The following is a 14,408-nucleotide window of genomic DNA, read 5'->3' as shown; positions in this document are numbered from 1 at the left end:
TGTAAGCGTCGCACAAACCACGCCTAGTCACCAATTTGCAGATAGCCTAATTTATCGCCACGTTCTAACCAACGAGGTGATTTATGAGTCGAGCATACCGCTCTAAAGCGCAGTGGCAGGCGCTATTTAATGAGTTCGAGCAAAGCGGTCTAAGCCGCAAGGCATTTTGTGAGTCCCGGGGTATTAATCCGGACTATTTTAGTCAGCGTCGCCGTCAGTTGCAGCAAGAAACCGAGAGTACCGGTTTTGCAAGGGTGGCGACTGAGTCGTCGCCGGCATCCACAGCGGCCATGCAGGTTCGCGTCGGCGATGCGCAGTTAGTATTGCCGATGTCGGTATCGCCCCGCTGGGTGGCTGAGCTGGTCAAAGCCCTCAGCGTATGAAGATGTTCGTCGAGCCGCCGGCGATTTATTTGTATAAGCAGCCGGTCGATTTTCGCAAGAGCATCAATGGCCTCAGCGCTATTGTCGAAGCCGAGATGGACCGCTCGCCGTTCAGCGGTGCCGTGTTTGTGTTCTGCAACCGCCGGCGCGATAAAGTCCGGGCGCTTTACTGGGACAAAACCGGTTTTTGTCTTTGGTATAAGCGGTTGGAAAAGAATAAGTTTAAATGGCCGCGCAAGGTAAAAGGCGATGTCCTTAATTTAAGCGCACAGCAATGGCAGTGGTTGCTCGAGGGCCTCGATATTACCCTGATGAAAGGCCATCAGCCATTGCATTTTAGTGCCACCATCTGATCGAAAACGGCTTATAAAGATCCTGCATAAAAACCGTTTTACGATCACGAATTGGTCTAAGTAAACCCGCTAAAACAACGGCTTCGACGGTATTTTTGGGGTATAATAGCCCCCATGAAAACGAGCGATGCAAACACACTCCCGGATGATGTTGAGAGCCTGAAAAAGATGGTTCTCGACATGCAATCTCAGCTGCAAACAGAGCAGGCTGAGAAGTCGCGTTTGCAACATCAACTCGATTACCTGAGAGAGCAGTGGCAACTGTTGGTGCAAAAACGCTTCGGTGCCAGCAGCGAAGGGCTGCCCGGTCAGGGTGAATTGTTTAACGAGCTTGAAGACGCCCTTGAGCCGACAGCGGAAGAAGTAGCCGCAGAGCAAACCGTTACCTACACTCGTAAAAAACCGCGTCGCCCGCGTATTGATGAATCATTGCCGCGCGAAGAGGTGCTGCACGATATCGCAGACGAAGACAAAGTCTGTGACTGTTGTGGCCATGACTTGCACCGTATGGGCGAGGAAACCAGCGAAGAGCTGGAATTTATCCCGGCCACCAGCCGGGTGGTGCGCCATGTACGCCCGAAATACAGCTGCCGCGCCTGCGAAAAGCACGGCACACAAACCGCTGTCAAAATCGCACCGGTTAAACCGAGCCTACTGCCCAAGAGCATCGCAACGCCGAGCTTGCTGGCACAAATCATCAGCGCCAAGTTCCAGTTCGGGTTGCCGCTGTATCGTCAGGAAGCGATGTTCAAACAATACGGCATCGAGCTGAGTCGCCAGACCATGAGTCGCTGGATGTTGACCGTCAGCGACAAACTGCGGCCGCTTTATCAGCGCATGCACGACATCCTGCTAAAACAACCGGCTCTCTGGGCTGACGAGACGACCTTAAACGTGCTCGATGTGGATAAATCCAAATGCTACATGTGGGTTTACGGCTGTGGCACCGATAAGCCGAGGCCGGATAAATCACCGAATATCGTGCTGTATGATTACCAGGACGGGCGCGGTGGCGCCCACCCCGCTGCGTTTTTAGCTGACTATTGCGGTCCACTGCAGGTGGACGGCTATCAGGGCTATGAGCAAACCGGCGCCCGGCTGGCCGGTTGCTGGGCGCATGCCCGTCGTAAGTTTATTGAAGCCAAAACCGTACAAGGTAAAGGCAAAAGCGGCAAAGCCGACCAGGCGCTGAGCTTTATCCAGAAACTGTACGGCGTTGAGCAGAAAATCAAAGACGCCTGCCCGGTGCAAAAGCAGGAAAAACGCACCGCCTTAGCACAACCTGTGATGGACAAGCTAAAAACCTGGTTGGATAAGTCGGCGCTGCAGGTCAACCCGCAGTCACTGCTCGGCAAAGCCATCCATTACACGCTTAAACAATGGGACAAACTGCAGGTTTACCTGCATGACGGCCACGTTAATATCGATAACAACCGTGCCGAGCGCGCAATAAAACCGTTCGTTATCGGTCGCAAAGCCTGGCTGTTCTCAAACTCACGAGGCGGCGCGCAGGCCAGCGCTATCCTGTACAGCATGGTCGAAACCGCCAAGGCCAACGGCCTGATGCCGGTCGACTATCTCATGATGTTGTTCGAGCAACTGCCGCTACTCAACGACGGTGATGACCTCGACCAACTGCTGCCCTGGCACATCAACGCCGACAAAAACGGTCAATAAAACTGACCCACTACAGACTGTTCGGATAGACCGAAATCGGTGATCGGATTAAACCGAAATGCGTGTTCGGGTGGCACCGAAATCATCTCAGCGACAATTATCTTGGCCGGTTGTGTGGTTTATGTGACGCTTACGGTGAAATAGCGGTGAAAAAAGATCGCTACTATCTGGTAAAGCCGAATATTAGTAGTCGCATTTTCCTGCTGAAAACACAGAGGCTAGAGCTATTACTTAGTATGCGGCAGGTCAGAGCAAACCCAACGTCGGCTCATCGCTCATTGGAGACCTCAGCTTTGTGCCAAGAGCAGACGTTAACGCCTCGCCTTTACGGCATTTATAAGTTGCTAACGCCAAGCTTTGCGGAAACCGAAGCAACGCGTAGGTTTTCCGCACCAGATTTTTGTTAGCACTTTACTCATATTCGGCCTCGAAGAGCTCATTAGCCTGACTTACAGTTAAGGTGCGAAATTCTTTAACTTCACTTAAATGAACCCATTCTGTTTCAGATATTCTAAACTGGACATAGTCTCCTAGCTTGAGAGTTTCTCCCGACTTTAGCTTGGGTTCACCCTTATATAGCAGAGTTACCCACTTACCGTCGTATTCGGCCGGTAGAGCGATTCGCACTTGAATTCCATTCCAACTTTCTCCGCCTCCGCCGGCGAAGTCAACGTTTGCGGAATCAGCTACAAATGCCCTCACATTTCCAGTGAGAGTAGTTGGCTCAGAGAGATTAAACTCGTGCTTCCAATCAGGATGAGCCCACGAAAGCAATGGAATCATTAAAGCTAGAAGAGCTAGGTATACTTTATTCATGCTTCAATCTCTCAACGAGTGCTAACATTTGTATATTGTGCGTGCGCACTTTGTAATTCGTTCAATTGATAAGTGCCGACTTTTAACTTATTGATCTAACCAAGATTCCGACTTTGAAACAGTCTGAATAAGCGAAAGTAATTTGAGCATGCTCAATTAGAGTCTGACGGGCGCACAATATCCAACTTTCATTTTTCTTTATGTCTTTGACAGTAAACGACTTAAATACACAAAACAATAACAAAATTCGCAATATTGCATAGATAAATTTGCTGTGTCTGATTCGCATCCAATAAGCGCATACCCTGAAACATATAAAAGTGTAGTTCTCAGGGTTTGAATGACTAGCAAACTGGTTGTTTGGTGCTATTAGAGAACTTTACCGTAGCGTTCGCGCGCTCGTCGTGTGCATTGCTTTGTTAAATGATTGGTGGACTAGTTTTTGTCCATCCTCGTCGACCTCCCATATTTCGACGTCCTCTGGTATCAAGTGCCCATAAGTTCGAACATAGTATTCTGCTAAGGTCTCTCGTCGTTTCTCACTCATGTCTCTGAGGACAAGAAGAATCTTTCGGTATCCTTTGGGCGCTACCAAGAAGTAGTACATCGCTTCATTCCACACCGTGAGCTTCGCGCTTGGAACATTATCGTTCGGAGCAGTCCACTTGTGGCACTTACATTCGACGATAATCTTTTGCTTGTCACAGCCAAGATCGAAAGCATGCAATTTTTTGTTGTCCCCAACACCTACTGGGAGTTTCAGTTCACCCTGAAGCTCAATACCTTTTGAAGCGAATACCTTAAGCGCGACAGATTCGAAGTGTTTTCCTACTTGAGTGTTTGAAACCGATCCAACACGCTGGTGCGGCTTATTCATTTGAACTTGGAACCTCGCCTGTTTCAACCAATCTTATAAATTCTTGTTGGTTTAAACACTGTGCTCCTTGCGCCTCAGCCTTTTCAATTTTCTTTGGGCCGGCATTAGCACCGCCTACAAGGTAATCGAGTTTTTTCGTTACTGATGCGACTACCTTAAAGCGGTTATCGTGTGCCAAGTTGCTCAGGTAATCTTTATCGGAGATACCGAAGCCGGTAAAGCAAACCTGAAGTCTGTTATCTTTAGCTTTATTGCTGCGGATTGAATAAATTAGCCTCCAAGCCTCTGCATCAGTGAGACCGCCAATGTCATCAAAGCTTAGATCCGATTTTGACATCAATATCATCGTTGGTTTTTCGCTAGCCATACTTTCCCCTTCCAGAATTTAACGCTTGGCTTTCCATGAGGAGGTCTCGTAAAGCCTGATATTAGTTGACACATTTGTCTATCGCAACGAACTGAGTTCATTACTCTATGAACCGAACTGAACTTCTGCTACTCGCTCAAAGCAGCCCCCAATAATTAACCAGCTCTAAAAAATAGCCTATTAATTCCGTTCAAGTCTTACTCTCCCTAGCAAACTGACATAGCTAATAAGCGCCGCTACGATTAGCCAGAACAATACAATAACCGACCAAACAATCGGCGATGCTTGGCTGACACCAAACTCTCCCCAAGTGAGCTGACTTGAGTCAAATAACGAGCCAATGCCTAGGTACTGAAGTGGAATATTTGCCCATAGCAATGCCGAAAAAATAAAGGGGAAAATATCGAGTTTAGCTAACAGCATGAGTTTTAAAAATAGCGGCGGCAGATTTAAAACGATACCTATTTTTATTGTTCTAGAGAGAAGCTTTTTCATTAATTTTCCTGAGTGAAAACGATTTAATCGCAAGGAACAATGATTGTCTGTTCCTCGACGCTCTTATAATTCACAACTAAACATTCTAAAGTCCATTTATTGAGCTTTTTAGATGCGTAAAGAGCAACCTTGGCCTCGCCTTTAGGACCCTCAACAGGGTATGCCAAACTCGCGGTTCCATCCGGACCGCTTGTCGTTATACTGCCGGTAATAAAACCACTGTCTAATGGGCTGCCTATGCGACTTTGAACTTCTTTGGAATCGCTTACTTGAGCAAACGACACTTTGTAGGCATCGGAATTTTTAAATAAAGCGTTGATTCCGAATACACTAATAACACAGAATACAACTATTATTCCAGTGAAAATGAAACCGGCATTCCTCCATTTTCGTTGGACTTGCTTAAAGTGTTCAGCACTTTGCCATTCTCCGTGGCGCCATGCCCATTCATTACCTTTTAGACCAAGTGCTATGAGCATCACTATATTAACGCCTGGCACAAAAACCCAAAACGCTCTATAAGTGTCATTTCCGATTCCCCAAATCCAATTGAGAAGAAATGCCCCCCAATTCCATCCTCGTATTTCTACAGGCAATTGTGAGTTGTTCACTTGAGAGGATATCTTTTGACCGTTACTGCTTTTTTTATCACTCATATTGATACGCCTAATCCCGTCCCAAAATTCTTAAAATACGCAGGAATAAATTAATAATATCCATATAAAGCGCCGCTGCGCTATCAATCGCGTTATCAACGGTTTTAGGTATCTGGCACGCCCTGCCCCAGTCATAGCCTATGTAGCCGCAGAATATCAGTGCCACGATCCAGTCAAGTACTTCGTGGTGCACGCCAAATATAAACACTTCGATAAGCTCTACTACAATCACAAGCAAGAGCGCTACGGTGAGTGCACCGGAAATCTTTTTGAAGAAGGCAGGAAACAACGCGCCCAAGCACATCATGCCTATTGTGACCATACCCGTTACTCGGATGGCTTCAGCCACGACGTCGGGATCATATTGACTCACAACAAGGTTAACGATTAAGCCAAAGGGAACAACCACAAAGTTATAGCCAATAAAGCTCACCCATGGCTTGCTTGATTTGTTAAACAAGTAAACGCCATAAAAGCACGACGCAAAGTAACCTAGAAAAAACAGCCACGGGTTAATATTAGAAATCGATTCTGTTTCGATATGGGTCACTATCCACCAGTTTATGATGAAGCCCCAACACAACGTCAAACCAATAATTAAATGGTATCTAGCGTCACTGATAATAGGACAGGTCGTGCTTTTTCTATCAAATACATCACTTTCCATTTTGCTTCCTTTAATTCACCGGGAAAATCGAGCAACCGCGTTTGTCGGTAAGTTCCATGCTTCGGCGCCTATGTAGGGGTTTATAACGATGCGTTGAATCATAAATTTTTACATGTCACTATACATATTAACCGATAAATAATAACAGAACTAAGGGTAATTTATGACAGGCGAAAGCGAACAAACAGATCAATACGTGCCTTCGGGATTTGGATGCTATACGTACGCCCTAAAGAATTACGCTAAATTTACGGGCCGAGCACGCCGCCGTGAATATTGGATGTTCATTTTATTTAACTTTGTGATTGGCTTTTTCCTAGGGATAATCGATGGCTTGCTGGGCACTTATAATGCGGAGGCGCAAGTTGGTTTATTGGGTGCATTGTATGGCTTATTTGTATTAATACCCTCAATAGCGCTTGGCGTTCGCCGTTTGCACGACATCGGCAGAACGGGTTGGTGGCTGCTTATTGGTTTTATTCCGTTTATTGGCGCAATCGTCTTATTGGTTTTCTTTGTGTTAGACAGCAGAGAAGAAGGCTCCAAATACGGACCACCTCGCAAATAATGCTGCTCAGCAGTATCACTTGCTTGAGTCACCACTCCGCTAATTGCTGGATATCTTTAATTCTATCCCGCTGTAGCGCCAACGCTTCAAATACATCATCAAAGCTTTGGTTGTGGTGGCTTAAATTGGGGAGTGCCAGGTTGGCTTGGGTAAAAAATTCACTTTTATTTATCTGCCAGCCCTGCTGCCACCACGTCAGAATCAATTCTCGTGCGGTGCTCAATCGTTCGCGACTGGGTAGTCTATCTAGTTTCTCTAAATTGACCTGGGCTTGGCTGGGCAACAGGTTCCAAAGGTCATTATTGGGCCATCGGGCAAAGGGAAACGCATGATCAACAGCATAGCGATTAGGCTTAATCGGTTTACCGGTCCAACAACAATGCACCTTATCCTCTGCTAGCAATGTGTTGATGCGTTGACGCACCCGTGTTGTGGTTCGTGTGTCGTCTTTCCAGTCGAGCGCTACTAAATAATCGCTTCGGTTAAATGCCTTTTGCTTATTCGGCGCATAACTTGCCATAAGCGCCGCCCATTCATTCACCAGCGCAGGTTCAATCCAAACGCTGAAACGCGTTAATGAATCCCAAATGTGCTTGGGCACATAAAAAGTACCCAACGCGCTTAAAAACGGTAAATCTAAGGTAAGGTTTCGCTTTGGCTTTTGCGTGCGATTCAGCTCAACTGCAAAAACCGCATTACCCGAGCCCGGGATGGTGGTGTATTTGGCGGGCATGTTTTTAATCGTTGAAGCAATATCTTTTAAGGCGCGGTACAAGGGCTGTACAATAGCCTCATCGCTATACTGAGCGCCAATCGTAAAATCCCCTGCACTACGATCGCTGAGCAATTGCCAGCCGTGGGGTTTAACAAAGCCGAGCCCTTTACCGCTATTAGTGCTTTGATGCATGCCGTAATGATCGACTAAGGGCTTATACAGTTTTAGCCAATACAACGCTACCAATCCAACGGGGAGTGCGATGTGGTCGTCTGTTTGATCTAGCACAGCGCCGGGATGACCTTCGGCAATTCGAAGCAGGCTTCGAAGCAACGCGACTTTATACGTTGATGTTTTATTGTCATTTACAACAATATTGCGGAGTAGCGGAAACGCCCCCGTGCCGTCATCGGGCAGCGTCAGCATGACAGTCTGCCAACTCACATCATCGCGGCCTAATTCATCGGTTTGTTGTTCAGGAGTCAGTAATTGAAACGTTAGACCGTAACGGCTTGCCAGTTGCGCCAGCTCATCCGCCGAAACAGGATACATCGTGCGCTCGTCGTGACAGGCACCGTGACGTAACGAAATCACCAACTTTCCATTGGGCTTTAATAAGCTACTTAATTTGCGCAGACTGCGCTCGCGGGTCGATGATGGGATATGCATCCACACCGCACTGAGTAGGATCAGGTCAAATTTGGTGTGCAGCGCAAAGACTTTATTTAAATCGGGCAGGCTGTCGGCTATCCAACGTACGGCACTATTGACAGTATATTGCTGCGCGACTTCGCGGAGCTCCTGCGCAGGCTCTACCGCAACGACATTTAAACCGCGTGCCGCCAAATAGCGCGCATCACGCCCTGAACCCGCCCCAACATCAAGCACCATGCCCTGCTCTGGCAACGCATGTAGCCAGTCTTTATGAACCGACTCAAACGGTACGCGATTATAATTGTCAGCGAGTGACTCAGCATGTTTGGAATAGTATGCGATGTTTTCGGACATGGTTTCTGCGCTTATTATTATTGTTTATTGCGAAGCCATGTCTGTTAACGCCAAGCGATTAGAACGAGCGCTTGGCGGTCAACAAATACGGCGTAAACAATAATAATGCGACAATGCTGACAAATAAACCCGAATGTGAACTTGTTGTTAAACCCGTCAGCAAGCCGTAATACGCCACATCAAATATCAAATAGCTGGCAAAAAGCGTTTTAAACCAGGGGCTATTGCGCCAAGCACCGACAATCAATGCCAACTGTAGTGGTACAAACAGGATGAGTTTCCAACTCCAGGTCGCGATAAATACGCTCGACAGACTACTTGCCTGCTCACGTAGAGGCCCTAACAACGCCTCTTGATAGTTCCGCGCGTATTGTAGGTCGAACATTATCCAGTAGAAAAAGGCAACGGTGTACGCGATATTTAACAATAAATACAGCGAGACCGACTTTTTAGGGGGATTTGCTTTTACAGACTTAGATTGTGGCTCGACCGCTGCGCGTGTTGCGACAACAACCACCGCCACTAGATATAAAACCTCAGTCGCTATGTACAGGCCCCCAGCAAATACACCGGCGTTCTTTTCACGGGCAAATGAATAATAGGTACTTGAGATATCGTCCGTTAGGCCAACGGCGTGCAAAAGACTGCTAAACATGAGTTCAGCGTTATACAAAAAATCAGAAACCCAATGCATGAGGTACACAACCCAGTCGGCTGCGTAGAGCGTCGCACCAACGCCAACGGCCACAGCCATACCTAACAAAGCAAACATACCAAGCGGCGGAATAAGGCGACCTGAGAGGGTCATGTGCATAGCAATCATATTTTGAATGTCTTTTAAGTTATTGTTTTGGCGAACTATACAGAGATCGGTTAGTTTTAACAAATTGACTTAATACCGCGCGTAACATTGGAGCCATGATGAGCAACCTAGCCAGATCTTTAGAGAGTGATTGTAAAGCGATATCGGGGTGTGATGCGTTAAAACGCATTATCGATCCGCGGGGACGTGATATCGGTGGGTTTGAAGTGAAGCGTATTTTGCCGTCGCGCGGCATGAAGTCAGTGGGACCATGGGTGTTTTTTGACCACATGGGGCCTGCGGACTTTGCCAAGGATGAAGGCATCGACGTGCGCCCTCACCCACATATTGGTTTGGCAACGGTTACTTACTTGTTTGAAGGCGAGTTGCAGCACAAGGATTCACTCGGCACCGATGTCACAGTTAAGCCAGGTGACATCAACTTGATGGTAGCAGGTCATGGCATCGTGCATTCGGAGCGCCAACCGCCGGAAGTCAAACAACAGCCCCACCGCGCGCACGGGTTGCAACTATGGCTCGCGCTGCCCGAGGCCGACGAACAATGCGATCCCAGCTTTCACCACTACGATAAAACCGAACTCCCCTCAGCAGATATCACGGGCGGCAATGCGAAAATATTGATCGGTGAAGCCTATGGCAAGACCTCACCGGTCAAGACATTCTCAAACACACTCTATATCGAGGTTAATTTAGCGGCGGGCGAAACCTTCGCTTTACCCAAAGCACAAGAGCTTGCAGTCTACGTTGTTAAAGGCTCAGTGCAGATTAATAAAGCTGAGCTCGCTGAACACCACATGGGTGTATTTGGTGATACCACGGGTGTCGCGCTCACGACGCTGGCTGACAGTCACCTTGTACTCGTCGGCGGCGACGCAATTGGCACACGGTATATGTATTGGAACTTTGTAGCGAGTAACAAAGAACTGATTGAAGCAGCCAAAGCACGTTGGCAGCAACAGGCGTTCCCAAAAATCCCCGGCGATGCCGAGGATTTTGTGCCTTTACCTTGAATCTCACTGCGAACAACTTAAAATTACATACTCCTATGTATAAGAGAATAAATGATGTTTAGTAATTTTAAGCGCTGTTCATTATTGGTGGCGTGAGTGACTCGCGTTATGTGATTGGCGGCACCTTGGGACGCACCGGTCCGTTCTTAGATAGGGTTCAGGTGTTCGACATGGCAGCTGATTAATTTTGATCTTTTTCATGGTTTATCTCGTGTACAAATAATAGACACTTGTAAAAAGATTGAGGTAAACCATGAGCCATACATTAAAAGTAAACGATGTTACCGAAGTCACTCACAACGTGAGACGGATTCGATTAGAAAAGCCGGACGATTATAATTTCACCCCAGGACAAGCCACCGAGGTCGCGATTGATAAAGAAGGTTGGCGCGATGAGAAACGCCCGTTTACTTTCACATCGCTCAATAGCGATCCGTGGCTCGAGTTTGTGATTAAAGTGTATCCCGATCATGATGGTGTCACAGAACAAATTGGTCAGTTGCAAAAAGGCGATTCGCTGATTATCGAAGACCCTTGGGGTGCCATCGAATACAAAGGCGAAGGCACATTTATCGCAGGCGGTGCAGGTGTCACGCCATTTATCGCTATTTTTCGCGATTTGGCACGCAAAGGTGAAATTGGCAATAACCGACTCATCTTCTCGAATAGCCGTGAAAAAGACATTATTTTGAAAAAGGAATTCGAGCAAATACTCGGTGATCAATTCATCAATGTCATCACGCACGAAAAACCAAACGGCAATCACCTATTTATCGATGGGCACATTGATAAAGCCTTTCTAAACGAGCATATCAACAATTTTAACCAGCACTTTTACGTGTGCGGCCCCGATGCCTTCAACGACGGCATAATGAACGCATTGAAAGAGCTAGGCGCCGACCCCGATGGCTTGGTGTTTGAGAAGTAGCTTGCGCCTTTGGCGCAAGTCCCTAATCAATATAACCCCTCAAATAAATCCACGAAATCTTGTCATTTTTTACCCCCATCCGCATGGGGGTTGAACCGACATCACCATGTTGTAGCGTGTAAATGAGCTCGTCGGCAAAAATGACTCTCGGTTGACCCAACTCACTTATGACCGCTGGTACGGGTTTACACAGATAATTCTGGAATGGTGAATTAATCTCGCAGCTCTCGATAAACAGGCGTTTGATAAAGGTTTTTTGCTTTACCTCTACAAGTTCAATGATAAGACCGTCGTAAACCAGCGTAATAACAGTGTTCTTTACATCACTTTCATGACGATTCTCTTCTTGCCATTCAAACCGCTCTTCAGGCTCCCCCAATCGATTCACAATCTCAGCCTCGGTGCTACCAAAGGTATCGATATACTCGAAAACACCGTAAGGTAACGAGTCAGATTTATATCCAGCTGAAACGTTAACTATCCGATCAGGTATCGTCTTTGGGTAAAGGTGTTCTGTCTTAAGGTACTGCTGAGCAGTTACGCCCGATGCAGCGATAACCGATACGCTTAATAAGGCGCTCATGAGCAATGGTTTCAGTTTGCTATGCATATTATCGTCTCCCTTGATGGCCCTAGTAGCTTGCGCCTTTGGCGCAAGTTGCAAACAGATATGTCTGAACTGTATTTTTAGAACGTGTAGCGGAAGCTGAACGAGAAAACATCTGCACTATCAAATTGTTCGTACATCGCTTCTATTGATGCGTTCTTGCCTAACTTGTATGAAGCGCCGGTACCAATGCCTGTTTCCCAGTCATCATTACTGAACGACGCACCACTACCACTGGCTGAAACCTCTAGACGACCATATGAAGGCTGTACGAAAATGCCAAACGAGTCGTTAATATTGTACTGACCGCGCAAGCTTGCGATTACAAAGTTATCAACTTCAACGTCCACGCCATAAGCGGAATCATCGCCAATACCAAAACCAACGCGCAGCTCTGGCATGAAGGTAAAATTGCCACGCTCAAACGTATAACCTAATCCACCATGCAACGCGCCTAAGCTCAAGCTTTCTGACGAGTCAATATCATCTTGGAAACTCGTAAAACCACCTGAAACAGACCAGTCCGCATTGGCACTCATTGAGGCCGTTAACAGCAAACAGCAACCCAATGTTTTAATTAAAGCTTTCATTTTTATTTTCCTACTCCGTTTTGTCTAAACGCCTAGAGTTGACCATTTATTTAAATAAAGTTCATTTTTGTTAGATTGTTTATAACATATTTATATATTTTTTGTCAGTAAGGTAGCTCACGCCTTTGGCCCGTAGCTTGCGCCTTCGGCGCAAGAAAAACGATTTAAAACCTACATCTTCCAGCCCTGAGCCCATTTTTCTTCGTTTTTTAGTTCACGCCAATCAATTGAGTATTCGTTCTTTGAAAGCACTGACTCGATTACGCACGAAATGACGGCGCCTTCCTCATCGTACTCCACTTCTGATACCAGAAAATGCTTCTCGCGATTTATCGGCTTTACGGCGGTCCATTTGCTATTGTGAAGCTTGGCGGGATTAATCTGATTCATGTTGGCTCCGTGATAATTCAGTTGTCTTGCGCCAAAGGCGCGACCGACTAAAAATTAATATTTAACACCACATCTAAGCTTTATTTTTGTTAACACTTTAATATATGTATCGTCTCTAATAAGATACATAGGTTTTGTACTTGTGCCAAAGGCGCAAGCTACACTCTTGATAAGGTCAATCACGCTCATGATGACTTTCTAAAAACACGGAGACAATTAATGAATAAATCGCTTTTGGCATTAGCTATGCTAACCGTATCGGGTACGGCTATGGCTCAATCACCACAATGGAATAAAATCGAGGTTTCATACCTAGATGCAACGGTTGATGTCGGCGCGAGTGAACCGTCATTCGACGGGCTGGGATTAAGTGGAAGTGCTGTTATTACCGATAACTGGATAGTGTTTACGGATTACAAAACAATTGATGCAGAGGCTAATGGCGCGAATGCTGATTTAGAGTTCTTATCGGCGGGCGCTGGCGCATTTAAACGTGTAACGGATACCACCGACATCTACACGACCATCTCTGTTGAACGCTTAGATATATCTGGCTCGGCTGCGGCTTTATCTGTATCTGACGATGATATAGGTTACGGCATTGGTATCGGTGTGCGTTCTATGCTAATTCCTTTATTAGAAGTCGGCGCTAAGATTGATTATGTTGATATTGATGATACCGACGTATTCCGTGCTCAAGCGAATGCGTTCTATCACTTTACTAAAAATCTATCTGCTGGCATTGGGTATGAAACTTATCGCCCAAGCGATGTTGATTTAGACATCGATACCGTGAGCGTGTCTTTCCGATATACATTTTAACCAGCAAACTAAAAACGGTATGGCGTTTTTGCTTGCGTCAAAGGCGCAAGCTACGCGTTTTGGGAATGGATGGTGGGAATAATGAATAAAAATACTCTTATACCTGTTGGGCTTGGCGTGCTTATCATGGTATCAACCAGCTATGCACAGACTGAACCCGAGAAAAATGTTAAAGCTTATAGCTGTGATGACTGCAACTATAGCGAAGCGGAAAACTTGGTCAAAGAGAAAGTCCCACCATCTGTGGAGTGTCATTCTAAACCCAGTAGCTCAGATAACTCGACTGATACTCGGGTTTGCTATAGTACGCCGGTCTACGCCGCTGTATTGAACGAGTCGAGTGGTAAAGTCTGGGGCATTAAGCTAAGCCATAGCCATCAGGGTGAACGACCCGAACTTATGGAGCTACAGACCTCACCCTATGAGCACCCTCAATTTGTCAATGATGCGATTCGTAGCGGATATGAATATACCGACAGCCTGATAGCTCACACGGAACAAATCGCCAACAACATAAGTCGAACCTTCGAGACATCAAAGGAATTTAACGATTGGATCGACGGCAAAGCGGAACCTGAGACCAACGAAATAGCCGATTCAAATCAATTAGATGATACTCTATGTGCCCACGACAATTCGCAATACCAAGCTGTAAA

19 protein-coding genes are annotated in these 14,408 nt (G+C 46.4%); 8 read left to right on the top strand and 11 right to left on the bottom strand.

The genetic code is table 11. From position 1 onward, the window contains the following. Window positions 1–83 precede the first annotated feature (83 nt). The 3 genes from ABNS04_RS11050 to ABNS04_RS11040 all read left to right on the top strand — a co-directional run bounded on the left by ABNS04_RS11050 (window position 84) and on the right by ABNS04_RS11040 (window position 2,413). Window positions 84–383, top strand: coding sequence for a hypothetical protein (locus ABNS04_RS11050; RefSeq protein WP_272977815.1), 300 nt, complete (start codon window positions 84–86; stop codon window positions 381–383). Next, window positions 380–736, top strand: coding sequence for an IS66 family insertion sequence element accessory protein TnpB (gene tnpB, locus ABNS04_RS11045; protein WP_006954082.1), 357 nt, complete (start codon window positions 380–382; stop codon window positions 734–736). The genes ABNS04_RS11050 and tnpB overlap by 4 nt, the downstream gene beginning before the upstream one ends. 114 nt (window positions 737–850) lie before the next feature. After that, window positions 851–2,413 carry an IS66 family transposase gene (locus ABNS04_RS11040; protein WP_272977816.1) on the top strand — a complete coding sequence of 521 codons (1,563 nt, stop codon included), beginning with the start codon at window positions 851–853 and terminating at the stop codon, window positions 2,411–2,413. Between the two features lie 411 nt (window positions 2,414–2,824). Here the strand turns inward: ABNS04_RS11040 and ABNS04_RS11035 are convergent, their stop codons facing one another. From ABNS04_RS11035 to ABNS04_RS11010, 6 genes are all read right to left on the bottom strand, one after another. Continuing rightward, complete coding sequence (locus ABNS04_RS11035; RefSeq protein ID WP_272977817.1) at window positions 2,825–3,229, bottom strand: hypothetical protein; 405 nt, start codon at window positions 3,227–3,229, stop codon at window positions 2,825–2,827. Window positions 3,230–3,608: 379 nt separating this feature from the next. Further along, window positions 3,609–4,106: a hypothetical protein gene (locus ABNS04_RS11030; protein WP_006955883.1), complete on the bottom strand. Its 498-nt coding sequence runs from the start codon at window positions 4,104–4,106 to the stop codon at window positions 3,609–3,611. Then, window positions 4,099–4,473: a BRCT domain-containing protein gene (locus ABNS04_RS11025; RefSeq protein ID WP_006955884.1), complete on the bottom strand. Its 375-nt coding sequence runs from the start codon at window positions 4,471–4,473 to the stop codon at window positions 4,099–4,101. Before ABNS04_RS11025 ends, ABNS04_RS11030 begins: the two co-directional genes overlap by 8 nt. A 180-nt stretch (window positions 4,474–4,653) precedes the next feature. Continuing rightward, the gene (locus tag ABNS04_RS11020) at window positions 4,654–4,968 is read right to left on the bottom strand and encodes a hypothetical protein (protein WP_006955885.1); all 315 of its coding nucleotides are present in this window, start codon (window positions 4,966–4,968) and stop codon (window positions 4,654–4,656) included. Window positions 4,969–4,991: 23 nt separating this feature from the next. Beyond that, a complete protein-coding gene (locus tag ABNS04_RS11015; RefSeq protein ID WP_272977818.1) occupies window positions 4,992–5,624 on the bottom strand; it encodes a cytochrome c oxidase assembly factor Coa1 family protein in 633 nt (210 codons plus the stop codon). A 10-nt stretch (window positions 5,625–5,634) separates the two neighbouring features. Beyond that, window positions 5,635–6,291, bottom strand: a complete 657-nt coding sequence (locus tag ABNS04_RS11010; protein ID WP_272977819.1) for a Bax inhibitor-1 family protein — start codon at window positions 6,289–6,291, stop codon at window positions 5,635–5,637. Between the two features lie 163 nt (window positions 6,292–6,454). Between ABNS04_RS11010 and ABNS04_RS11005 the strand changes: the two genes are divergently transcribed. Then, complete coding sequence (locus ABNS04_RS11005) at window positions 6,455–6,859, top strand: DUF805 domain-containing protein (protein WP_272977820.1); 405 nt, start codon at window positions 6,455–6,457, stop codon at window positions 6,857–6,859. A 28-nt stretch (window positions 6,860–6,887) separates the two neighbouring features. Here ABNS04_RS11005 and ABNS04_RS11000 read toward each other — a convergent pair whose 3' ends face one another. Both ABNS04_RS11000 and ABNS04_RS10995 read right to left on the bottom strand, forming a co-directional pair. Further along, a complete protein-coding gene (locus ABNS04_RS11000; RefSeq protein WP_272977821.1) occupies window positions 6,888–8,582 on the bottom strand; it encodes a class I SAM-dependent methyltransferase in 1,695 nt (564 codons plus the stop codon). Window positions 8,583–8,640: 58 nt separating this feature from the next. Next, window positions 8,641–9,405 (bottom strand): hypothetical protein, encoded by a 765-nt coding sequence (locus ABNS04_RS10995; RefSeq protein WP_272977822.1) that lies wholly within the window; start codon window positions 9,403–9,405, stop codon window positions 8,641–8,643. A 98-nt stretch (window positions 9,406–9,503) separates the two neighbouring features. Between ABNS04_RS10995 and ABNS04_RS10990 the strand changes: the two genes are divergently transcribed. Together ABNS04_RS10990 and ABNS04_RS10985 are read left to right on the top strand one after the other, a co-directional pair. Beyond that, window positions 9,504–10,415: a pirin family protein gene (locus tag ABNS04_RS10990; protein WP_272977828.1), complete on the top strand. Its 912-nt coding sequence runs from the start codon at window positions 9,504–9,506 to the stop codon at window positions 10,413–10,415. A 253-nt stretch (window positions 10,416–10,668) separates the two neighbouring features. Continuing rightward, on the top strand, window positions 10,669–11,343 hold the full coding sequence (locus tag ABNS04_RS10985; RefSeq protein WP_272977823.1) for an FAD-binding oxidoreductase: 675 nt from the start codon (window positions 10,669–10,671) through the stop codon (window positions 11,341–11,343). A 22-nt stretch (window positions 11,344–11,365) separates the two neighbouring features. Here the strand turns inward: ABNS04_RS10985 and ABNS04_RS10980 are convergent, their stop codons facing one another. The 3 genes from ABNS04_RS10980 to ABNS04_RS10970 form a co-directional block, all read right to left on the bottom strand. Then, window positions 11,366–11,953: a hypothetical protein gene (locus ABNS04_RS10980; RefSeq protein ID WP_272977824.1), complete on the bottom strand. Its 588-nt coding sequence runs from the start codon at window positions 11,951–11,953 to the stop codon at window positions 11,366–11,368. A gap of 77 nt (window positions 11,954–12,030) precedes the next feature. Then, window positions 12,031–12,540, bottom strand: coding sequence for an outer membrane beta-barrel protein (locus ABNS04_RS10975; RefSeq protein WP_272977825.1), 510 nt, complete (start codon window positions 12,538–12,540; stop codon window positions 12,031–12,033). Window positions 12,541–12,711: 171 nt separating this feature from the next. After that, window positions 12,712–12,930: a TIGR02450 family Trp-rich protein gene (locus tag ABNS04_RS10970; RefSeq protein WP_272977826.1), complete on the bottom strand. Its 219-nt coding sequence runs from the start codon at window positions 12,928–12,930 to the stop codon at window positions 12,712–12,714. A gap of 219 nt (window positions 12,931–13,149) precedes the next feature. Between ABNS04_RS10970 and ABNS04_RS10965 the strand changes: the two genes are divergently transcribed. Together ABNS04_RS10965 and ABNS04_RS10960 are read left to right on the top strand one after the other, a co-directional pair. Next, window positions 13,150–13,752 carry an outer membrane beta-barrel protein gene (locus ABNS04_RS10965; protein WP_286681864.1) on the top strand — a complete coding sequence of 201 codons (603 nt, stop codon included), beginning with the start codon at window positions 13,150–13,152 and terminating at the stop codon, window positions 13,750–13,752. Between the two features lie 81 nt (window positions 13,753–13,833). Then, on the top strand, window positions 13,834–14,408 hold a 575-nt coding region (locus tag ABNS04_RS10960), incomplete at its 3' end, for a hypothetical protein (RefSeq protein WP_348671483.1).

The sequence above is a fragment of the uncultured Idiomarina sp. genome (assembly GCF_964010655.1).
In the GTDB taxonomy this organism is placed as follows: Bacteria; Pseudomonadota; Gammaproteobacteria; order Enterobacterales; family Alteromonadaceae; genus Idiomarina; species Idiomarina baltica.
Note: the sequence above shows the minus strand (reverse complement) of the source record. Positions and strands in the feature narration are given on the sequence as shown.